Origin of the sequence: Galbibacter kalidii (genome assembly GCF_026241135.1) — a bacterium.
Classification (GTDB): Bacteria; Bacteroidota; Bacteroidia; order Flavobacteriales; family Flavobacteriaceae; genus Galbibacter.
This window is the reverse complement of the sequence record NZ_JAPFGA010000010.1, coordinates 141983-164913: the sequence shown is the minus strand read 5'-3', so window position 1 is coordinate 164913 and position 22931 is coordinate 141983. Positions and strand designations below refer to the sequence as shown.

General features: G+C 40.3%; 15 protein-coding genes. 5 read left to right on the top strand and 10 right to left on the bottom strand.

Annotated features, from left to right (window positions below):
* Nucleotides 1-118: 118 nt before the first annotated feature.
* The 4 genes from OOZ15_RS11755 to OOZ15_RS11740 form a co-directional block, all read right to left on the bottom strand.
* Nucleotides 119-1774, bottom strand: a complete 1656-nt coding sequence (locus OOZ15_RS11755; RefSeq protein WP_265956606.1) for a glycerol-3-phosphate dehydrogenase/oxidase — start codon at nt 1772-1774, stop codon at nt 119-121.
* A gap of 48 nt (nt 1775-1822) precedes the next feature.
* On the bottom strand, nt 1823-4225 hold the full coding sequence (gene pbpC / locus OOZ15_RS11750; protein ID WP_265956605.1) for a penicillin-binding protein 1C: 2403 nt from the start codon (nt 4223-4225) through the stop codon (nt 1823-1825).
* Complete coding sequence (locus OOZ15_RS11745) at nt 4204-9732, bottom strand: alpha-2-macroglobulin family protein (RefSeq protein ID WP_265956604.1); 5529 nt, start codon at nt 9730-9732, stop codon at nt 4204-4206. The genes pbpC and OOZ15_RS11745 overlap by 22 nt, the downstream gene beginning before the upstream one ends.
* Before the next feature lie 69 nt (nt 9733-9801).
* Nucleotides 9802-10869: an isoaspartyl peptidase/L-asparaginase family protein gene (locus OOZ15_RS11740; RefSeq protein WP_265956603.1), complete on the bottom strand. Its 1068-nt coding sequence runs from the start codon at nt 10867-10869 to the stop codon at nt 9802-9804.
* A gap of 163 nt (nt 10870-11032) precedes the next feature.
* Here OOZ15_RS11740 and OOZ15_RS11735 point away from each other — a divergent pair, with 163 nt between their 5' ends.
* Nucleotides 11033-11575, top strand: a complete 543-nt coding sequence (locus OOZ15_RS11735) for a 3-hydroxyanthranilate 3,4-dioxygenase (protein WP_265956602.1) — start codon at nt 11033-11035, stop codon at nt 11573-11575.
* A gap of 545 nt (nt 11576-12120) precedes the next feature.
* Here OOZ15_RS11735 and OOZ15_RS11730 read toward each other — a convergent pair.
* Nucleotides 12121-14454 (bottom strand): TonB-dependent receptor, encoded by a 2334-nt coding sequence (locus OOZ15_RS11730; RefSeq protein ID WP_265956601.1) that lies wholly within the window; start codon nt 14452-14454, stop codon nt 12121-12123.
* A 228-nt stretch (nt 14455-14682) separates the two neighbouring features.
* Here OOZ15_RS11730 and amaB point away from each other — a divergent pair, with 228 nt between their 5' ends.
* Complete coding sequence (amaB, locus tag OOZ15_RS11725) at nt 14683-16236, top strand: L-piperidine-6-carboxylate dehydrogenase (RefSeq protein WP_265956600.1); 1554 nt, start codon at nt 14683-14685, stop codon at nt 16234-16236.
* 161 nt (nt 16237-16397) lie between these two features.
* Here amaB and OOZ15_RS11720 read toward each other — a convergent pair whose 3' ends face one another.
* Nucleotides 16398-16982, bottom strand: coding sequence for a PhnA domain-containing protein (locus OOZ15_RS11720; RefSeq protein ID WP_265956599.1), 585 nt, complete (start codon nt 16980-16982; stop codon nt 16398-16400).
* 126 nt (nt 16983-17108) lie between these two features.
* A complete protein-coding gene (locus OOZ15_RS11715; RefSeq protein ID WP_265956598.1) occupies nt 17109-18098 on the bottom strand; it encodes an acyl-ACP desaturase in 990 nt (329 codons plus the stop codon).
* A 307-nt stretch (nt 18099-18405) separates the two neighbouring features.
* Here OOZ15_RS11715 and OOZ15_RS11710 point away from each other — a divergent pair, with 307 nt between their 5' ends.
* Nucleotides 18406-19305 carry an OmpA family protein gene (locus tag OOZ15_RS11710; protein WP_265956597.1) on the top strand — a complete coding sequence of 300 codons (900 nt, stop codon included), beginning with the start codon at nt 18406-18408 and terminating at the stop codon, nt 19303-19305.
* Nucleotides 19306-19313: 8 nt separating this feature from the next.
* Complete coding sequence (locus tag OOZ15_RS11705; RefSeq protein WP_265956596.1) at nt 19314-19859, top strand: hypothetical protein; 546 nt, start codon at nt 19314-19316, stop codon at nt 19857-19859.
* 71 nt (nt 19860-19930) lie between these two features.
* On the opposite strand, the gene OOZ15_RS11700 is transcribed toward OOZ15_RS11705, so the two are convergent.
* The gene (locus OOZ15_RS11700; protein ID WP_265956595.1) at nt 19931-20662 is read right to left on the bottom strand and encodes a metallophosphoesterase family protein; all 732 of its coding nucleotides are present in this window, start codon (nt 20660-20662) and stop codon (nt 19931-19933) included.
* Nucleotides 20663-20715: 53 nt separating this feature from the next.
* On the opposite strand from OOZ15_RS11700, the gene OOZ15_RS11695 reads away from it, so the two are divergent.
* Nucleotides 20716-21000, top strand: a complete 285-nt coding sequence (locus OOZ15_RS11695; RefSeq protein ID WP_265956594.1) for a PfkB family carbohydrate kinase — start codon at nt 20716-20718, stop codon at nt 20998-21000.
* Here the strand turns inward: OOZ15_RS11695 and OOZ15_RS11690 are convergent.
* Both OOZ15_RS11690 and OOZ15_RS11685 read right to left on the bottom strand, forming a co-directional pair.
* Nucleotides 20968-22104 carry an ATP-binding protein gene (locus OOZ15_RS11690; protein ID WP_265956593.1) on the bottom strand — a complete coding sequence of 379 codons (1137 nt, stop codon included), beginning with the start codon at nt 22102-22104 and terminating at the stop codon, nt 20968-20970. The genes OOZ15_RS11695 and OOZ15_RS11690 overlap by 33 nt on opposite strands.
* Nucleotide 22105: 1 nt before the next feature.
* Nucleotides 22106-22861 (bottom strand): SDR family NAD(P)-dependent oxidoreductase, encoded by a 756-nt coding sequence (locus OOZ15_RS11685; RefSeq protein WP_265956592.1) that lies wholly within the window; start codon nt 22859-22861, stop codon nt 22106-22108.
* Nucleotides 22862-22931 lie beyond the last annotated feature (70 nt).

Genomic DNA, 22931 nt, shown 5'->3' with positions numbered 1-22931 from the left:
AGCAAGGAAACAATATTTAATAACCTTATTACCAAAATGGTCAATAGTGATGTTGTATATCAATCGAAATTGATAAGTAACTAACTACTGACCTCTAATATTTTGATTATTTACAACATCACTCTCGAATTTCTGAATGTTTACGGATAAGTTGATTGAGGGTGTTTCTGTACACCTCAACTTTAGCAGTATCTGCTTGAAAAGCTTGTTGGTATTCCTTTAGGATAACAGGGATTAACGGTTTGATACTTTCTATATCGAAATATAGCCTGCCGGTTCTTCTGACAAAGAAATCGACGGGATTTTCAATACATTCATAATCTACACTGAAACGAAATTCAGCGATGGCCATGCGTTCATAGGCCTTTTGCTCAGTCAGACTGTTGTACAATGCCAAAATAGTTTCGGTTTGTTTGCCATAAGTGGTCACTAGATACCAAGCGTCGTATTCGGCGAATCCGTCATCTTTAATCTTATTGTAAACTGAATTGATATAGGTCTGTACTTCAGCAAAATTTTTCCAAGGTCCGCCACAAAGAGGGATATCATCGGTATGGCATTTTTTGGTTTTTATTCCATAATCGTCATCGATCATTTTTGTGATCTTATCCACGGTTCTCTCTGCCATTTTTCGATAACCGGTCAATTTTCCACCTGCGATGCTGACCAATCCGCTTTGGGAAACAAAAATCTCATCTTTTCTCGATAATTCAGAAGGTGATTTTCCTTCTTCGTGGATCAAAGGTCGTAATCCGGCCCATGAAGATAGAATGTCCTCCAGCTGTAAGTGAATTTTCGGGAACATGTGATTCACAGCTTCTATCAGATAGAGAGCATCTGTGATGTTGGCATAAACATCATTTTTATCTTCGGTATAATTGGTGTCAGTCGTGCCTACATAAGTGATTTTCCCCCTCGGAATGGCAAAAATCATCCGTCCGTCGGGAACATCAAAATAAACCGATTGTTTCACCGGGAGTTTTTCATGCGGAAAAACAAGGTGTACGCCTTTGGTGAGATGCAGGGAACCGCCTTTTTTCGACTGATTCACCTCCCGAAGATCGTCCACCCACGGTCCAGTGGCATTGATAACATATTTTGTATTGATGGTATAGCCCTTGTGGGAAATCATATCGGTGACATGAACGCCTTTTACCTGTCCGTCTTCATAAACAAAATCCTTTACCTGTGTGTAGTTGATGGCTGTGGCATCAAATTGCAATGCTGTTTTGATGTTTTCCAGGGTAAGCCTCGCATCATCTGTTCTGTATTCTGCATAATAACCTGCCCCTTTCAAAATGGAAGATGGTAACAGTGGCTCCTTTTCCAAAGCCTCTTTCTTCTCCAGCATCCTTCGTTGATCGTCACCCTCTACCTGGGCGAGGATATCATAAATTTTTAAACCGATGGAAGTAAGCCATTTCCCGTAAGAACCGTTTTCTACCAGCGGGAGCAACATTTTTTCCGGGATGACCAAATGAGGTGCCAACTTATGCACAACCGACCTCTCGGTGCCCACTTCTTTCACCAACCAAAAATCAAATTGTTTTAAATAGCGTAATCCGCCATGTATAAGTTTGGTGGATTTGCTACTGGTGCCTGAAGCAAAATCTTCTTTCTCGATTAACGCTACTTTGAGCCCGCGTGAAGCGGCATCCAGTAAAATTCCAGCACCAGTGATACCGCCACCAATGACCACAAGGTCAAAAGAAGTGTTTTGTAAGGATGAAACAATTTTAACTCTATCGAGGTTGGAGAATTTCTGTATTGTCATTCATGTTTTTTGTAGATGGAAGTTACAAATTTTAGCTGAATGTCAATATTATGTTTTATCAATTTCGATGACAATACTTTTTTCATTTCCGAAGGAATCAACAACACTGATCTGATGTTTTCCGGGAGCTGGAAGTATTGCTATTTCATGAAAGGTTTTTGTATCCCCGATGTAGGTGTCGTCCAGATACCAAAATACGGTCACATCATTTTTTGGATGTGCTATTTTACAGATCAATTCGTTAGTCTTCCCTTTAAGGTTTTTAGTCAGTACAATTTTACTGTTGTTTTTGGGATATATAAAATCCAATAGATTTTCGCTGCTGCTTTGACAACCGAGTTTTACAGGTGGTAAACTCATATAATCCGCATTGGTGCTTTTGTAATAATACTCCATAAGTGGAGGCAGTTTAAACCAAGCCTGGGTAATCATCTCTTCCATAGGATAGCAAGAAGCGTTGACCCGAAATTGTTTTTGCCGGTCCAAATGCACCAATTGATGATAGGGACACACTTTAAACCGACTTCCGGAATTGGGGACACTGCGTTTTTTGCTTGGACAAATAGGGGAGGCGAGAAATCCGCTATCGGTACAAACCTCTACTTGGGTTAAAGCATCAAAGGGGGTTTGGAACCACGAAGTTTGAGGCAAGAGATCAAAAACATCAAAGAGCACCGGAGCGGCACTATTTACCCCTGTTAATTGAGGTCTTCCCTCTCCGTCGGCATTCCCGACCCAAACCCCAACTGCATATTTTTTGGTGACTCCAATGGCCCAGGCATCCCTGTTTCCATAACTTGTTCCGGTTTTCCAGGCAATTTCTTTGGAAGAATCGAAAAACTCCCAGGCTTCGTCACCTTCAGGCCTGTTGACCTCCTTTAAAGCATCTAAGGTCAAAAAGAAACTTCCCGCATCAAAGACCGGTTTTTCCAGTTGAATGTTCCCTAAGTCCGCTTTTTGTTGCTGAAGAAAAACAGGGTCTACAAACTCATTTGAATAATATTCGCTGGAGGTTTGCGTAAAATGATTTACGGTAGAGGCTATTCCGGCGTAAGCCTTGCATAGATCCCATAAATTGCTTTCGGCACCTCCAAGGATAAGCGACAAGCCATAATAATTGGCAGGTTTATCGATATCCTTTTGTTTGAAACCACCTAGTTGCTCCCTAAATTTCTCCAGTCCGTATTCCTGCAAAAGACGTACAGCAGGGACATTTAGTGATTTTGCCAGTGCTTTTTTGGCTGGTACTGCCCCTGAATATTGTTCGTCAAAGTTTTTTGGGTTATAACCTGCAATTTGGGTGGGAACATCGGCCACCAATGTGTTGGGGAGCAGTTCCCCGCCATCCAACATGGCTGCGTATAAAAAGGGTTTTAAAATGCTTCCCGTGCTACGCGGGGCTTGTATGACATCTACATCTTTTTGGTTTTTTTCAGTAGTTGGGGTGTTGCCGACATAAGCAAGCACTTCCCTACTTTCGATATCCAGTACCAAGACCCCCATATTGAAAATTTGATTTTGCTTTAACAGCCCGTAATGCCTTTTTACAATAGAATTAATTTGCCTTTGAAGGCTGTAGTCAATCGTGGATTTTAATTTTCTTCCTTTGAGTTTTGAAGAGACAAATTGTAAAAAATGGGGCGCTTCCTGAGGTAATGGATATGGTTTTAAGGGAAGCTCTTCGGCAATAGCCAAGTGATAGGTAAGGGAATCAATTTGCTGCTGTTTTAATAGTTTTTCAAGTAGTTTATTTCTTTTTTTGAGCAGTTTTGCCTTGTTTTTCCCGGGATAGATTAGCGCCGGGGTATTGGGTAAAACAGCCAAGGTTGCACTTTCTGCCCAGGAAAGTTGCTTGGGAGCTACTCCAAAATAGCGCCAAGAGGCAACCTCAAGGCCTACAACATTCCCTCCAAAAGGGGCATGTGCCGTATAAAGTTTTAGGATATCATCTTTGGAATGTCTCAGTTCCAGACGCGTGGCGAGAGTTAGTTCGATGAATTTTTCAAAATAAGTGCGCTTTTTCCCCTTTCTTGAAAGCCTGATCACTTGCTGTGTAAGGGTGCTGCCACCACGTACGATTTCTCCGGATTTTAAATTGGTATACAGTGCTTTCGCAATGGAAACCGGATTGAAACCCGGATGTTTGTAAAAATAACCGTCTTCAAACTGAAGAATACACTGCTTAAACTTTTCGGGTACAGAATCACTCACGGGAAACCGCCATTGCTCATCGTCGGCGATCCTTGCCCCTAATAATTGTCCGTCTTTACTTTCCACTACTGTTGAAGTAGGGGCGTTGAAAAGTTCACTGGGCAGGCAAAAATAATAGCCGATCAGAACAATGATAATGACAAGGCTTTTTATACGATGTTTTTTAAACAAGAATTCGCTGAGATCGCTTAAAAAGCCTCTGATGTTTGTTTTCTGATTTACTGAATCACTTCTACCCATTTACCTTGTGTTCTTACCATAAAATCATTATCATACATGGCTTCACATTGTATGCCGGGAAGATAATATTTACCCAAATAGGAAGCATTCAATAGCACCCGGAACGTCTTGCTCTCATTTTTCTTCAAATCGAAATAGAAATTGGCGCGGTCGTCCCTCAAATCGGTATAGTTTGCATCATTTTCATCAAAAGATCCAAAATCGGTAAAACGCGTGTTTACAATTTCCCATCCGCTTGGGAATATTTCAGTAAGCGCCACATCTTTGATGCTTTCAGTCTTGGTATTGGTAATGGTCACTTCAGCAATAAAATTAGTGCCTTGGGAAAGCTGGTCTATGTTGATGCTATTACCGTCACGGCCTTTATAATTTACAATGGTCTTCAGGTTGCGCTGCTCGGTTTTTTCTTCTCCAACCGGTAACTTTCCGGTGGTCATTAGCCTCACAAAGACAGTTCCGTCTTTTTTGTTTTCTATGTTGATGCTGTTATTCCCCTTGCGGATGGGAAGACTCCGATTTGCCAGTGTTTTATCGGTTTCAACGGAGTTTTCACCATTATTGATGGTATAAGAAGCCGTAATGCCTTTTCCGCCGATATAGTTGGCAAATTTAGCCATTGACAACAGGCAATAGGCGGTAGTTTGAGTGCTCATCCAACTATCGGAAGACAGGTTTTTAGCTATGGTCTTGGCCAGTTTTTGTGCTTCGTTTTTATCTTTGAGGAGCACAAGCGTTTCCAAAGCCATGGCTTCGTTTCTTTCGGGGGAACCATAGGTGTGATAATCGTATTTAACAGGATCAAAACTGATATTGGCCGCGTTAAAAACCGATGTTGCTGCTTGTTGCTGACCGATAATCGCATAGGCAGCTGCCAGACGGTGTTTGGTTTCATTGGAAATATTGGGTGTTTCCCGTAAGCGATTCATGGACGATACATCTGCATTTCCTGCCATTGCCAAGGTGTACAATCGGTAGGCTTGTACGAGTCCGGAACTTCGTCCGGAGTTTCTCCATTGTTTTGCCTTTTGTTTTTGGTATTGAATCCATTTAGACTTAAATCCGATTGGGAGTACATATCCTTTTTGTTCAGCCTCCAATAGGAAATGCCCTGCGTATGATGTTCCCCATTCACTGGCACGGTTTTGTCCCATCCAATAAGAAAAACCACCATTAGGCAATTGAAAATTACGCAATCGGTTAATCGCTTTTTCGATGTTTTCTTGGATTTTCTTTTTCTTGTCGAAAGTAAGATCAAAAACATCATCCAGATACAGTTGTGGAAATACTGCAGAAGTGGTTTGTTCCACACACCCATGGGGATATTGAATGAGGTATTGTAATCTTCCTGAAAAATTCATCGGAGGAAGTGTCGAAAACTCTATTTGGGCGCTGTTGCTTCCGTCAACCCCAAAGGTTTCCATGGTCAATTCCTGTTCTGTCCCGGCCTCAAGGGTAATTTCTTTTATTGAGGTGGTATATGGATTTGGGTTGACCACATCCAGTTCTACTTGATAGGAAGCTTTTTCTCCATTGGCTGTTGCTTGAACTTCCACTTGGCCAATTCCGGTAATCTGATTTACCTGCACATCAAAATACACCATTTGTTCATCGGGTTGATCAAAAGTGATGGTTTTGCTGCTTTCGCCAATAACCTCATATGTTTTGTCTTTTTTGAGGCTTACGGTCACATTTTTGATGTTCTTTTCCATGGCAAAAACAGTGACTGGTAGTGTAACGGTTTCTTTCGGGGTAATCTTTCTCGGCGCAGAGGCCAAAACCATCAACGGTTTTTTGACTGGTGTTGTTTTTTCGGCAATGCCGTAGGCATTTTCCTGAGTGTTCCCAGCGATGACCATAGTTCTTACCGAACCAATGTATTTTGGCACATCAATGGTATGGGTGTTTGTTTTGCCTTCCTCCAGTTGAAAAGGCCCTAGATAAACCACCATGGGTTTAAAGCGGTTTGCTTTTTTGTTCTTGGCACCTGCTGCTATACCATCTCCACCAATACTGAAAATTTGATCGATACGGCCTCCAAAAGCACCGATAATATCGTCGTAAATATCCCAGGTTTTTACGCCCAAGGCTTCACGGGCAAAAAATGTATCCCACGGATTTGGGGTTTGAAAACGGGTAAGGTCCAAAAGCCCTTCGTCTACAACGGCAACCGTATAGGTCATCGCCTTTTTATTGTTTTCCCCTACTTTAATCTGGAAACTCGACTCCGGTTTTAGGCTATTGGGCATGGCGATGGTCGGCTCTAAAATAGTCTCAGGATTGTTTACGGTAATAGGAATAACCCCATACATACGTATAGGGGCATCGTTTATGGTGGAAGCATGTGGTTGTATAAGGGAGATGTGGATATATACATTTGGGGTGTACAAGGCTTCAATGGGCAATTCGAATTTGGTTTCATCTTTTTCAGGGGTTACCCACATGGATTTAAGCACTTCGCTTCCGTTTTCTACAGTGACCAAAGCCCTTCCACTTTCACTTGAGGGAAAGGTAACAATAGCTTTCTCCCCAACGTTGTATGTGTCTTTATCCGAAGAAAAAACAAGCATAGTAGCTGCTTCGGGATCTTGATTTTTGGAATTTCCTGCCCAGCCCGGCCAATCAAAATAGATGGTCTCTCCGGTGGCGTGCTTTCCTTCCGGATCTTCAACCCGAACTAGATAACGGCCCCATTCGGGGTATTCCAATCCGAATTGAAAATGGGCTTTTCCACTACTATTGGTGTTCAATGTAGTGCTAAAGACTTTATCTTGGTAATTGCTTCCGTTGTAGGAGGAAAGGTTGTCTTCTGAAGTATCCCACCACCAGCGCCAATCTATTTTATGGATGGTCACTTTTAAGTTTTTTACCGCTTTTGGCTTTCCGTTTTCGTCAACGGTTGCCACTTCAAAGTTGTGCTTTTCATCCGTGAGGAGCATGTTTCTTCTGGCATCGCCATCGGGAACCCTAATCCCTACATAGGTATTGTATGGGGAATAGGTTTTGGAAAACACATCGGTACTGAAATCACCTCCATCCTCATAGGCTTTGGTGATAAAAGTCGTTTTGAGCATTCCCGGGGCTTTGCCTTTTAGTTGCGGACTTAAACTAAAATCGGTTTTTCCTTCAGCATTAACCTTACCGTCAAAAATGGTTTGGTCTTCCGTGGTAAATTTCCGTGTAGGGTCGTCAAAAACAAAGTTTGGAAAACCCGTAAAAGATGTTTTTGTAGATGAAAAGCGAGCCTGGATATCGCTTTTTAAATTCTTGGCTATGGCTCCGTGTAGCCAGCTAATCGCCATTTTACCTTTGATAGGTTTTTGTGCACTTAGGATTTCCTCTTCAAAATCGACTTTTATTTTAAGCCGGTTGGGTTTAATGGTTTCAATTTTTAAACTTTTGGAGAAGGAAGCTCCGCCTACATGGACTTTTGCCAGCCAATTTCCGGTAGGAGCATCGGGGTCAGTCACCACATTGAAATTGTAAAAACCGCCCATGCCGTTGGTTTTAACTTCTTTATGGACCAATTTTCCATAGGGGTCAGTGAGCTCAAATTTTATGGGATGTGAATCGGGAATATGGTTGTTTTTATCGTTTAGGACAAAATTGAGGAACAAAGTATCGCCGGGACGCCACACGCCACGTTCACCATAGATAAAGCCTTTCAATCCTTTTTGAAGCTCGGCTCCGGAAACATCAAATTTACTTACCGACAATGCGTTGGCATCGTTGAGCTTGATGTATGTTTTTTGATTGTCCTTTTCGGCAATGGCAAAATAAGCTGGGGTTTCAGCATCAAAAATAGTAGTTCCCGATGCCTCGGTGATAACATTTCCGATGGGTTGCTGTTGGTAGTTGTAAAAAGTGACCTTTGTATCAGCCAAAGCCTCGGTGGTGACAATATTGTTAGTACTTACAAAATAACTTTCGTTTACACCTTTTTTTACGGTAAGTGCAATATCACTGGCTATGATATTGGTTTTTACGGTTTTGTTGTAGTAATATGAATTGCTGCAAGGATTGTCCCTTTCGTTCCAATTGTAATCGTAATAATAATTGTTGTAGTATGAATCATCGGTTGGATCCCATTCCTTGGAAGCAATTACGTCTTCTTCAAAATTATCAAAATCGTTCAGTTCGAATGCTTCAGTATCTTCAGTATCATTGCAGGAATAGGCACTGTATTTTTTTCCGAAGGAAAACTCCACGCGGTAGATGGCACCGGGCTCCGGGGCGATAAGCTCTCGTAAATCAACAGCATAGGCTTTCCATTTCCCTGTGTTTTTAGTCAGGTTGCTTTGTAGCTGAATTGCTTTTTTGGCAATAGGTCTTGCAACCGTTCTTACGTTTCCTGTTGCGTTAAGGTCATTGTTTTGAAGAAATTGCAGGATGTTGTTTTGGTATATTTTGATTACTGAAACATCGACCGCTTTCAGGTTGACAGCTTCAAAGTTGATCTTCAAATTATTGGAAGAAGGTAAAAAAGTACCACTACTCAGCAGGCGGACTTCCGGTTTTAATTGTTCGAAAGCTATTTTTTCACTGAAAATGCTTTTCAATTTATAACCATCGCTGCTTTCTATTCCTTGAAAAACACTAAGGTTGCTGACTCCTTTTATTTGTGTGTCAGGATAGGCTTTTAGCACATTTCCATCGATAATAAACTTTAACTTTTCACTGCCTTCCAGCGTAATCAAACCATCGAGATTTTGCGATTTTTTAAGCGGATCTGAAAAATTGATTTCGAGGTATTGGTTTTCCCCTTCATGGGTGCTTACATCGACAATCGAAAAGTTGTTCTTTCCGGGGATTTTAATACTGGCACTGCCTTTATCTTCAATTCCTGCATCATTTCCATCCCAATGGATTTCTATTTCGGAATCCTCTTCAAAACGCTGAATGCTGTCGATAGTAAATGGCAGTTGATTGCCTTCTTTTGCTGTTTCATCAAATTTGATGGTCAATTTTTTGTCATTCTGATTTGCTGTCACCAGGCTTTTTGCGGTTTCAAGATCCATCACGTCGCTGCTGCGCAGACTACCGTTGAGGGATTGCCAATTTTTATCATAGGATTGCAAGTGATCTGTGGTGATGTTGAATTCTTGTTTAAGGGTTTTTACCTTAAAAACAAAAGTTTCAAATTCTGAAGGGATATCATCGATAAACGATTCCAAATCCAGTTTAAAAGTGTATTCGGTATCTTGTTCAAAACTCTTTTCGGGAATAAAAGCGATGGTTTGGTTGTTTAGGGCAACTACTTTTCCTTTGGTTTTCGGGGAGACTTTTAAAATACCATCATCCAGAGGCATGTTGTCCTTTAAATCTTCACTGGGGGTTTTCAATACCACTCGCACATTAGAGTGGGCTGAAATAATTCCCTGGGAAACATCAGAAATATAGGGTCTGAATTTAAAAAGGTTTTCTCTTTGCTGTTGTATGTCTTCACCTTTATTTTTACAGCCGATAAGGAGAATTGCTGCAATGAAGAACAGGATTTTTTTAAAACTCATTATTTAGTTTTTTGATAAGTAGATGATGATTAGACTTTATTTGATTTTTATGTTGTTGAACAATCACATTTATTCCCCATATATACCGATATACAATTCGCCTTCGCTGTTCATAGTGGCTCTGTACATCCCGGCGGTGTTGAATTCCATGGCTACGTTTCCTTTGTTGTCCATAGCGATGATACCACCACTACCACCCAATTCCGGTAATTTCTTTTGAATAACAGTTACTGCGGCTTCACTTAGGCTTTTTCCACCGTATTCCATCATGGCCGAAATATCATAAGCCACTACACCACGGATGAAGTATTCGCCCCATCCGGTAGAAGAAACCGCACAGGTTTTATTGTTGGCATAGGTCCCCGCGCCGATAATGGGTGAATCCCCCACACGTCCCCAGCGTTTGTTAGTCATTCCGCCAGTAGAGGTTCCTGCTGCAAGATTTCCGTTTTTATCGAGTGCGACGCAACCTACAGTTCCGAATTTTTCATCTTTTATAAACGGATCGTAAAAAGCGGTCTTGTCATCGTGATCCAATTCTACTTTTTCCCGTTCCTGAGCACGTTTTAAGGCTTTCATCCGGTTTTCGGTATAGAAATAGGAAGGATCCACCAGTTCAAGACCTTGTTCTTTGGCAAAAACTTCAGCCCCCTCTCGGGCAAACATAACGTGATCAGATTTTTCCATCACTGCCCTTGCCAGATCGATAGGGTTTTTTACAGTAGTTACACCGGCTACGGCACCGGCATTGAGGGTTTTTCCGTCCATGATCGAAGCGTCAAGCTCGTTTTTTCCTTCATTGGTAAAAACAGCACCTTTACCTGAATTGAAAAGAGGGGAATCTTCAAGGATATTGATCGTTTTTTCAACAGCATCTATACTGCTTCCGCCGTTTTTTAGGATTTCATAACCGGTTTTCATAGCCTCTTTCAGTTTTGTTTTGTAGGCGGCTTCGAGTGAATCACTCATGTTTTTTTTCAAAATGGTTCCTGCACCACCGTGAATAACAATACCGAAGTTCCCCAAACTGTCCTGCTCTACTTTCTTTTCATTACTATCAACAACAGTTTCTACTTTTTTTTCTACACAAGAAAAACATAGTAGAAAAGCAAAAATACAGAGGATTGGATTTCTCATAGTGCTCGGTATCGATTAAGAATTTGAGTTACTAAAATACTTTTTTTCAATTGAAAATGAACAAGAACTTATTAATATTTTCTATCATTCCGCATATTTCGAATGATTATTTCATTCTTAATGGGGAGATGTTTAATTTAGAGGAGACTTTAAATATACATAGATGGCTATTAGAAAACCTTTTAATTTGGATAAATGGATAGAAGAGAACCGAGATCTTCTAAAACCGCCTGTTGGCAATAAAAACCTTTACAAAGATGCGGACGACTATATTGTGATGGTTGTTGCAGGGCCAAATGCACGTAAGGATTATCACTATAACGAAACGGAAGAACTTTTCTATCAACTCGAAGGAAATATAGAAGTACATATACAGGAAGAGGGAGAGAAAAAAACGATGAAATTGGGTCCAGGCGATATGTATTTACATCCGGCAAAGGTGCCTCATAGCCCTGTGCGAAAAGAAGGTTCTATTGGTTTGGTGATCGAGCGTAAACGAACAGATCTTCCGGGAGAAGATGGCTTGTTGTGGTATTGCGATCACTGTAACCATAAATTGTATGATGTTTACTTTCCCTTGAATGATATTGAAAAGGATTTTTTGAAACACTTCAAACACTTTTACAACAGTGAGGAGCTGCGTACCTGTGATAACTGTGGAACCGTAATGCCGGTTGATGAGCGTTTTGTGGCCGAGGAGGATTAGCTATTTCTAACTACCATAAAAAAACCTGTAATAGATAAAAATGGGCCTGATAAACCTATGACGGAGTAGAATAGTTTCCCCAAAATACCTGCCTATTGACCAAAGTATAAGGGGCTTATCATACTGTCGAATTTAAAGGATAATGATTGGGTAGCTATTTTTATAAACTTCTCTCGCTGGCTGGTTTGGTAAAATGTGTTCTTTCGTCAATCGCCCCTATGATTTATCCGGTTTTTGGATGGATAAACACCAATTTTATGGCTTCGGGACGTCGGATATTAAAGACTATGGTCTGGCCTTTTTCAAAATGAATTATACGGGTGTTCCAATTCAGATATGTTTTTTGCAGTTCGTATACGGCCCATCGTGGTTTAAGGCATCAGGGTATTCGTTTATCTGATAGTCTTTAAACAAAGCCTTATCGATATCTTGGTTGAAGACCAAAATAGAACCGATAATTCCCAAAATAAAAAGGAAACTACCGGCTATTATTCACACTTTATAAATAGGGGTTAAAGAATTAATTACCTAAATACTTGTTGACATTACAAGTTTACAGTCAAAGAAATATTAAACTGGGTTCCATTGGCTTTAATGTAATTGGAATCCCTTGCATTCCATTGCGAAATTACATTATAATAGTCATTATTGAATAGGTTTTTGATACCTAGTCCTAATTTTGTAGAAGGGCTAAGCTGGTAATTGGTGGTCAGGTTGGTGATATTAATACTGTCCACCGGCCCTTTTCCATAGGTGTAATCAGGCTCAAAACGATCTCGGTTGCCACTGTAGATGTGGGATAATCTAATATCAAATTTATCCTGCCATTGGTAGGACAAATAGGAAACTATTTTCATAGGAGGAATTCGGTCACCTCCCATATAATTGTTGTAATCCCCATCATCGTTACTATCTATTTTTCCTTCTGTATGCGATACAGAAGTACCAAAGTTCAGGTTCCTGAGAATTTCGGTATCCATTGAGAACTCAAAACCATAAACTTTTTCCGGTTGGCGCAAGATTTCAAAAGCTCCGCTTTCCGATTCCCTGTATGTGGATCCAAGGTCTGATGTACTGATAAAATAAGCCCCACTAAAACGGGTTTCCCCTAAGTGACTGTTGAATCCTACTTCATAATTGTTTGCGATTACAGCTTCGGAGTTGATTTGACTTACAGTATTTTCTGTAGCATCTCTTAGTATTCTTCCTAAATCGGCAATAGAAAAACTCTGTGAAAAACTAACAAATGGTTTAAAAGTATTCCATTTATTATATCGCAAGCCCACATTAAAGGTAGTGGCATTATAGTCCAGTTCCCCACCTTCTATGGCAACTCCACCACTATTTGGTGTGGTTTCTCCTACACTGTACCGTTCCAGGGTCGTATAATCGGGAATTTCTATCTTAATGTTTTCAAAGCGTATTCCTGCTTTAAGGACAAAATTTCCATAGCGTGTTTTCAATTGTGCATAAGGAGCTAAATTGTTCATGTCCATTTCAGGCACCCATGATCTACCATCCATTAATTCCTGAGCCGTTTTATCATTAAGAGCATCCAATCCATAGAGCAAATCTCCAGTGAGATTACCAATATTATAGGATGTTTTAAAATTAAATCGAGCTCCTTTTTTGGATGAAATAATAGAGGATTGCCCTCCATCATAACCTAATTCAGGATTGTAGAAACTATCCGTGTAACCGTAAACCGTTCTAAAGTCCTGTGAATACAGGTTGAGTCTGAAGTCCGTGTTATGGAAAATTTGATTATAGTCATAGGTCAGCTGAACATTGTGGTTGTAGCGATTCCCTTGATCTTCACCTAAATCTTCACCGAGCACACCAATAGTAGCGGTCTCTCCATACACACCCACCTGAGGTATATATCTAGAGTCTTGGTTACTGCTGAAATAGTTGTACATGAGCTCAATCGATTGGCTGTCGGTAATGGAATAATTTACTTTTCCGAAGAGACTATATTGGCTGGTTTCTCCCAAACCGTAAAATGGAGAAATGACCTCACCATTGGCATCTTTATGAACCCCAGTTTGTCTAAAGCTTCCACTGGCTACGTATCTTAACTTGTCCAGGTGTCCTGAGAAAGTTTGTGTGATTCTGGAACCTACTGTATTGTTAATCGCTACCAAGGAACCTTCTGATCCTACTATAGTGGTGCTTTCCAGTTTTTTGTTTGCTTTGGGCTTTTTAGTGATATAATTTACAATACCTCCATCGGCTCCATTTCCGTAGATGGCGGTGGCTCCTTTTATGACTTCTATACGTTCAATAGAGCTGGGGTCGATGGTGTTGATATCCCGTCCTCCTTTTCTAAGAGGTGTAGATTGGGGAATACCGTCGATCAATATCAGCATGTTTCGACCTCTTAAAGTCTGACCAGTACTGCTGGTTCGATTTGAACTTAGGGAGATTCCGGGGATCTCGGTCAGCACATCAGCCACTGAATTACTGGTTTGTGCCAGGGTCTCTACTTGTTTTGAAGAGAGTACTGAAACCGAAGAAGGCACTTCATCGAGGGTTTCCCTAGTCCTATTGGATGTTATCACTACCTCGTTGAGTTGTTCCATGGATTCATAGAGCACTACACTCAATTCCAGTTGTTGGTTTTCTTCTATCTGAACTTTTTTAGGGAGGGTTTTAAACCCAATAGCGGAAAAATTAAGTGTATAGCTACCTGCTTGGGCAATATTGAGGGTGAAGTTCCCCTGATCGTCAGTAGTAGTCCCTTTACCGGTTTCTTGTGCCAAAACAGACACATATGGAATGGGATCATTGTTTTGGTCTGTTACTTTTCCTTTCACAGTCGGTTGTTGTGAATATGCAAAGCTACTCAATAGGAGACTTAGCATCAGAAGATATTTCATAAGTTATTCTTATTTAGATTATTTAAAAATAAAGGACAAAAATAGAACTATTTCTTACTTCAAACAAAGAGTTTATAAGTATTTTTGAAAAAAATAAAATGGAGAATCTAGCTAAGATTGTGAGCTGTAGGACCTAATAAAAAGAGTTTGTGATTTTCTTAGGTGGTTTCCTTAAAGAATTTATATATTTAGTGAAATTTAAAACAAAAAACATATAAAAAGTTATAAATGATTACTGAAGTCAAAAAATCAAGGATATCTGAATCACTGAAAAAGTTGAAAGTTGAAACACTTAACCAGGGAAGTTCAACAGGGAATAAGTGGTTTGCTGAAGGAGAGGTTTTGGTTTCTGCTTCGCCGGTAGATGGAGCAGAGATAGCCCAAGTGAAAATGACAACCGATAAGGATTTTGAAAAGGTGTTGGAGACCGCTCAAAATGCGTTCAAGGAGTGGCGAATGGTTCCCGCTCCACAGCGAGGAGAAGTGGTAAGGCAATTTGGAGATAAATTACGGGAATATAAATCTGATTTGGGGATGCTGGTTTCCTACGAAATGGGGAAATCCTACCAAGAAGGTTTGGGAGAAGTCCAGGAGATGATAGATATATGCGATTTTGCTGTGGGCATATCACGCCAATTGCACGGATTGACTATGCACTCTGAACGTCCCGGACACCGTATGTATGAACAATACCACCCGCTTGGAGTTGTCGGAATTATTTCTGCATTCAATTTTCCGGTGGCAGTTTGGGCATGGAACACTGCCCTGGCTTGGGTGTGCGGTGATGTATGTGTCTGGAAACCTTCAGAAAAAACACCATTGATTTCTATTGCCTGCCAGAAATTAATTGCTGAAGTGCTTGAGGCGAATAATATGCCGGAAGGTGTTTCTTGCTTGCTTACAGGTGATTATAGAGTAGGGGAATTGTTGACTCACGACCCGAGAGTAACTTTGGTATCGGCTACAGGATCCATCAGAATGGGAAAAATAGTAGCGCAAGCTGTAGCAGCCAGACTTGGAAAATCTTTATTGGAACTGGGAGGAAACAATGCTATTATCGTTACTCCGGATGCGGATATGAAAATGACCGTTATCGGAACGGTTTTTGGCGCAGTTGGAACTTGCGGACAGCGTTGTACGTCGACCAGAAGACTTATTGTTCATGAAGATATTTATGAAGAGGTAAAATCAGCTCTTGTACAAGCATACAAGCAATTAAGAATAGGGAACCCGCTAGATGAAAATAATCATGTAGGTCCGTTGATCGATACGGATGCTGTAAAAAAATATCTGGGCGCATTGGAGAAGGTTAAAAAGGAAGGCGGAAATGTATTAGTTGAAGGTGGTGTGCTTTCCGGAGAAGGATATGAAAGTGGTTGTTATGTAAAACCGGCCATTGCCGAGGCTGAAAATCATTTTGAGATCGTTCAGGAAGAAACATTTGCTCCTATTTTGTATTTGCTGAAATACAGCGGAGGTGTTGAAAACGCCGTTGAATTGCAAAACGGAGTTGCACAAGGATTGTCTTCAGCCATTATGACCAACAATTTACGGGAAGCGGAATACTTTTTGTCACATCGTGGATCGGATTGCGGAATTGCCAATGTGAATATAGGAACCAGTGGCGCTGAGATTGGCGGTGCCTTTGGGGGTGAAAAAGAAACGGGTGGCGGACGTGAATCAGGTTCCGATGCTTGGAAAGTTTATATGCGACGCCAGACCAATACAATTAATTATACTACGGAATTGCCTTTGGCGCAAGGAATAAAATTTGATTTGTAGAACGCGGATTTTATTTAAGGAGGCTGTCTAAAAAGCTGCAAATTCAGATGTCATGCTGAGCCTGTCGAAGCATAATTTACTAAAAATCAATATAATATGTCTTCGACAAGCTCAGACTGACAAATCAGGTTCACTCAGGGCTTTTTAGACAGCCTCTTTTTTTATTTTGTTTTCTTAACGTATTGCGTGAGTATAACAATTTGTTGTCCGTCAACACGGCCTTCAATTTGTTCGGCATTGTCCCAAACCAAAGAAATTCGGTGTACAGCGGCACCTCGTTTTGCTGTGAAATTGGCTCCCTTTACGTTGAGGTCTTTGATTAAAACAACAGAATCTCCGTCTTGTAAAATATTACCGTTGCTGTCTTTGTGAACGATTTTCTCTTCCTCATCTTCGCCTTCTCCGGTAGCTTTTGCCCATTCTAAAGCCTCCTCATCCAAATACATCATATCCAATAAATCCTGTGGCCAGCCTTTATCGCGTAATCGGGTTAACATACGCCAAGCAACAATTTGCACGGGTAAATGCTCGCTCCACATGCTGTCGTTTAGACATCGCCAGTGATTTACATCCACTTTTTCCGGGTCTTCCAGCTGTGTCACACAAACATCGCAAGCCAAAATACTATTTTCAAGGCTTCCCGTTGAGGTTGGTGGAACTTCATATACCTGCAAGTCATGTTCGTTACCACACAATTCACATTTGCTGCCGCTACGGTCTTTTAGTTTTTTTTCTACTACACTCATGCTTATAGTTATTTGCGACCAAAGGTAATATTTTCCGGGATTGACAAATTTTTAAATATGTGTAGACCCGGCAGGTTTCAAAAACCTGCCGGGTCTATGCGTTGTAATTTTTATGTGTTTTTACCCCTACAAAACCCCATTTGCCTCTACCCACTTAAAGATATGTGGGTCTTGAGGAACGGACATTCGTTCGGAGATTCGTTTTAAACGATCAGGGAGTTTCATCAAGTAATCCCTTGCTTTTTCACCCTTATCGTTAAGGGAGTTTATCTTGTCGATTTGCCAATACTGGTTTAAACGTTCAAGAATGTTGATGTAGTCGAAAGTGGTATAAACACCCAAGCGTTGTGCGGCATTGGAAAAATTTTCGAATGCACTACCAATATGGTCACCCGATTCACGGATAAATTGAGCCGGCATAACAATCTTATGTTTCATCATATCGGCAAAAGCGATGATCATTTCACTGGGATCGTATTCCAAAATGGCTTTTACAAATTCTCTGTATGCCATATGGTGCCTCATTTCATCCCCCGCAATAATGTTACACATTTTTGCCAACATGGGGTTTCCTTTTTTCTTGGCCAATTGCCCAACTCTTTTATGTGAGATATTGGTCGCCAATTCTTGAAAGGTAGTATAGACGAAGTTTTTATAAGGATCTCTGTCTGTTCCGATATCAAAACCGTCGGCAATCATGTATTGGGTTGTTTTTTCTATTTCCCTCATGTTTACACGTCCGGAAAGGTAGAGATATTTGTTCAACACATCGCCGTGCCGGTTTTCTTCGGCAGTCCATTGACGAACCCATTTTGACCATCCGTTTCTTCCGTGTTGATCAACACCTTCAACATCCATTAACCACGACTCGTATGTAGGTAGAGCCTCTTCGGTAATTGTGTCGGCTACCAAGACTACCCAGAAATCATACCCTAGTTCTTTTGCTTCCCCTCTGATCTTTCTCACATCCTCAAAAAAAGTTTCACTTTGGGAATCGGGAAGGAAATCGGTGGGTTGCCATATTTTTTCAATAGGCATAAGGTATGCCTCCAGAAAAGAATCAATCCTCTTTTCTATAGTCTGCATCACCTCCAGTCTTATATTATGTAGAGACATAGTGTTCTGATTTTAATGGGGGTAAAGGTCGTATTTCTTTGCTGTAAATACGAATACTTTCCCGTTTTTCTTTTTCTATTCATATATGAAGGATATTAAAAAAAGGGTGATTTTCATGAGCCTCCATAAATATTTTAAGTTGGCTAATATAAGAAGCAGATTAGAATGGTAAAAATGGACTTTATAAGTATATTAAAGTTACAAAAAATATAAATGACTGATTTAAAGTTTTTTATGAAATTAACGCTTAGATGTTAAAATTTAACTAAATTTGAGTGTAAAACTTAATAAATCAAAACATTAGAATATGAGGTTAGTGTATTTAACCGGTATACTGCTTGTTATTTTGTTCGGTACTTTTCTCAATTGGATCTTATGCTGTGAAGCAAGAAGTGAATCTGCAATAGATGCTAAGGAGCCGGTTGCTGTGGAAGCAGAAAGCCCTGTTATTGGTTCTTTCTTTATAAAAGACAGTGCCGGGGATTTTAGCTTCGAATCCGAAGATAATTTCAAATTCAAAGAATCCAACTTTTTTATTGTCAGGCCTGTACCCGAAAGTGTAAACCAAGGTGTAGGTGAATTAAAATCATATTTGGAAAATGGTGATAACAGATTTATAGATGTTACCGGATATTATGATGCCGGCGAAGGAAACAATTCTGCTTTTCCGAATTTAGGCTTGGCAAGGGCCAATTCCGTTAAGAATTATCTGATTACCCAAGGGCTTTCTTCAAAAAAGATAAATACCTATGGAGTGTTGGAAACCGATCTGCCCAAGAAAGATAGCATCTATCTGGGACCACTTTCATTTTCATTATCTGATAAATTATCAAGTTCGGATGATGTTGCTGATATTGTAGAGCGAATCAAAGAAGAACCGATTGTTTTATATTTTGACAGTGGAAGGAGCACGATCAACTTTACCGAAGCACAGCGAAAACAGTATATGGACATTGTTCGTGCTATGGATATTTCAGATGAAACAACGGTGATGATTACCGGACATGCCGACAATATAGGAGATTATTTTGCGAATAAAGAACTGGGAAAAAGAAGAGCGGAATTTGTAAAATCATACCTCGTTGAAAACGGAATCCCGGAAGGGAAAATAGAGACCGCTTCAAAAGGTTCCATAGAGCCCATAGCTGATAATAACACAGCAGAAGGACGAGCAAAAAATAGAAGGATTGTAATCACTTTAAAATAGTAATTCATATGAACTGGTGTTTAATAATCCCATTATTAGTAGGCGCTATTTGTGCAATTTTGGGATACTTATTAGGAAAATTTTTATCCGGCGGAGGCAGCGAGACTACAGTTGCTGATACTTCTGAGATTGATGCTTGGAAGAAAAAATATGCTAAACTGGAAGCCGATCTGGCCGATTGCATGTCAAAATTGTCGGCAAGTAGTGGTACTAAAACTACTGCTGCTAAGACTGCTATTGCAGCGGCGGCCATTCCTTTTGATGCTGATTTGGCAAAATCGGTATTTGGAAAGAAAATCAAAAAAGACGATCTAAAGATTATCGAAGGAATAGGCCCGAAAATAGAAGAACTCTTTAAAAAGAACGGCGTAAAAACATGGAGAGCACTCTCTGAGGCTTCTGAAAAAAAATGTCAGGAAATACTTGATTCAGGAGGTAAATCTTTTGGTATGCATGAACCGGGGACATGGTCAAAACAGGCTAAACTCGCTTATGAAGGGAAATGGAAAAAGCTCTTGGATTGGCAAGATGAACTCTCGGGAGGAAAAAAATAGATGAGGTAACTAACCAGCCAAATCGAAGAAAAGAGACTGTCGAAAAATCTAATTTTTAGGCAGCCTCTTTTTTAATTTCTTCCGTTTTCGTCGGGGTATAATTCGTTGACATTGTTACTTTGCCAAAATTTTTTGGTATCTATGTTCATGATGGTTAGCGGACTCTTATAAGCGGCTCCGGTGTCCATATTCCAAATTCTATCAATATTTACGGGAACGGTCTTTCCGATTCGTATAGTGGGGGTATGGCCAATGTATATTTCTTTATAATGCTTCAACCGTGGTGGATATCTAATATCACTTTCTTTTATTTTTGTGTCCATTGACAGGGCCATTTCCCAAAGTGAACGATCCCAATAAAACATTTCAGGAAAAGATTCATACTCAACACCATGCATATTGGTATATCCGGCATGGATAAAAAGACGTCCCTTATCATCCAAATAATAATCGCTAAGGGATTCTATAAAACGAATATGTGTCTTGAGTGTAGCTTCTGATAGAGAGCGGTATGCATTTATTGTAGCTTGACCTCCGTGAAAAAGCCAAGCCGGATTGTCCTTTTTCTTTGTGAGCCATTCATAAAACAAAGCATCGTGATTCCCCCGTATAAAAACACAGTCGTTGGTTTTGCTCAATTCGATTAGTTTATCAATAACACCAGGGGATTCGCTCCATCCGTCTACATAATCACCTAAAAAGATCAAGGTGTCGTTTGTAGTGACTTTTGCACGTTCCAAAACTTGTTCCAAGGCCTTCAGGGCTCCGTGAATATCACCAATTACAAACGTTCTTTTATCCATGAAAGTTTCTTTTAGAGTATAATTTGAGGTGAAATTACAACTTAAGATTGGGAATGAAAAAAGTTTATTGTATTGGCGAACTCTTAATTGATTTTGTGGCCGAAAACCAAGGAGTGGATTTAACAAAAGCTAATGAATTCACTATAAAAGCAGGTGAAGCACCAACGAATGTGGCGGTGGCGATTACAAAATTGAACGGACAGAGTGAGTTTGTGGGTTGCGTTGGGATTGATGCTTTTGTGGGGTGCTTTTTATGCCAATTATCCCGTTTAAATGATGTCAATGCAGTTTGGAGTGATTTTAAGCTAAGCGTAACGTACTTTTCTAAGAATCCTTAGAGCTTCCTTAAGGGATTGATAAAGTTCTTTGTTGTGGTCTTTTACATACCAACGATAATCTTCCAACATCTGCTTGGCACCTTCAAAGCCGTTTAAATAGCAGATAAGATGTGTAGCGGGGATATTTTTAAGGTCTTTTTCGTCCCTGTTGCTCAACGGAAGCCCTTTTTTCAGTTTTTCTAAAATGGTATTGTTAGTGTTGAAAATGTGGTACAACATCTTTCGGTCATACTGCGGCGGGTCGAAGATCAGGTCACTACTTATTTTATAAGTGCCATTGTCTTTAAATCGGATCTCCATCTTTTCCAGCGGATAAAATTTCTTGTTTTTGTTGAGTCCTAATTTTACATATTCAGTAGTAGTAAAAGTGTTTTGATCATAGGTGATTTCTACTTGATCTAAAGCGGAATAGAATAATTTTACCTGCTCGTTGATCAATTCGATATCTACCCTGGAATAATAGGTCTTATCATTCACTTTTTTAACATATCCAGCCCAACACACCACAAATTGTTCTTTAAACACCTTGTAATTGGACTTCAGATCGGCATGTTTGTTACGGATAAAGTCAACAACCCCATCCAAGGTCAATTCGATATTGTTCTGTGCGTGTTGTTCAATTTCTGCAACAATAGCAGAATTAGTGTCTTTTATTTCTATGTCGAACACTTTGGGCATGCTCATGCTTCCGTCCCTAAAAAACACACTGCCGCCCCAATATTTCCAGATATTTCTTTTAAGAGCAGCCAGTTTCCCGGTAGAGCGTATGGTCACCAAACCAACGACCTTGCCTTCGGGCAGATGCGGAAAGGGGATGTTCTCATACGATACCAAAGGCGCGTTTTCAATATAGGCATTGACCAGGTTTTGGATCTTACTGTCGTCAAAAAAGTCTACCCCGACAATTTTACTGTCCTCATCTTCAACCCCAACTACGATAAAAGAATTGTTTTTTGGGTTGGAGTTGGCTAGGGCACAGAGGTGTTTTATAAATTTTGCTTTTCCTTCCTTATCTCCAATATTGATAAAGCGCTTTTTGTCATAAAAACTGTTTTCGTCATTATGAGCTAATAAGTTTTTTACCAAGAGACGTTTGTTAACCATTTTAATTCCTGTTTACAATAGTGCTGCTGGCTTGGTCGGTCGGCATAACGATCAGGTCAGCAATATTTACATGCGGCGGACGGGAAACGGAAAAATAAATGATCTCGGCAATGTCTTCAGGTTTTAGAGGGGTGAATCCGTGATATACCGCATCTGCTTTTTCAGTATCTCCTTTAAAACGCACTTTGCTGAATTCTGTTTCCACTAGTCCCGGATTAACAGCTCCAACCCGAATTCCGTGAGCGTGCAAGTCGATTCGCATTCCCTGATTGATGGCATCCACGGCGTGTTTACTCGCGCAATACACATTGCCACCGGGATAAACTTCCTTGCCGGCTGTAGAACCGATGTTTATAATATGACCCGATTTTCTTTTGACCATCTCAGGGATGATTGCTTGAGATACATAAAGTAAACCCTTCACATTGATGTCCATCATGGCTTCCCAGTCGTCAATACTCCCTTCGTTTATGGGAGCCAGTCCATGTGCATTTCCGGCATTGTTGATAAGGATGTCGATGGGTTTGAATTCATCCGGAATAGTTGCAATAGCGTTAAACACAGCTTCTTTATTCCTTACATCAAAAGAGAGCGTATGTACATTTACCTGATCTGATAGTTGGGCTTTTAATTGCTCCAAACGATCGTTTCGCCTTCCACAGAGGATCAAATCAATGCCATGTTTGGCAAATTCTACAGCAGTAGCTTTTCCTATACCACTGGTGGCTCCGGTTATAAGTGCTATTTTGTTCTTCATTTTCAATATAATAAGTCATTATAAATATGATTGAAATTTAATGAAAAAAATCGGGGAGCTTTAGACGAAA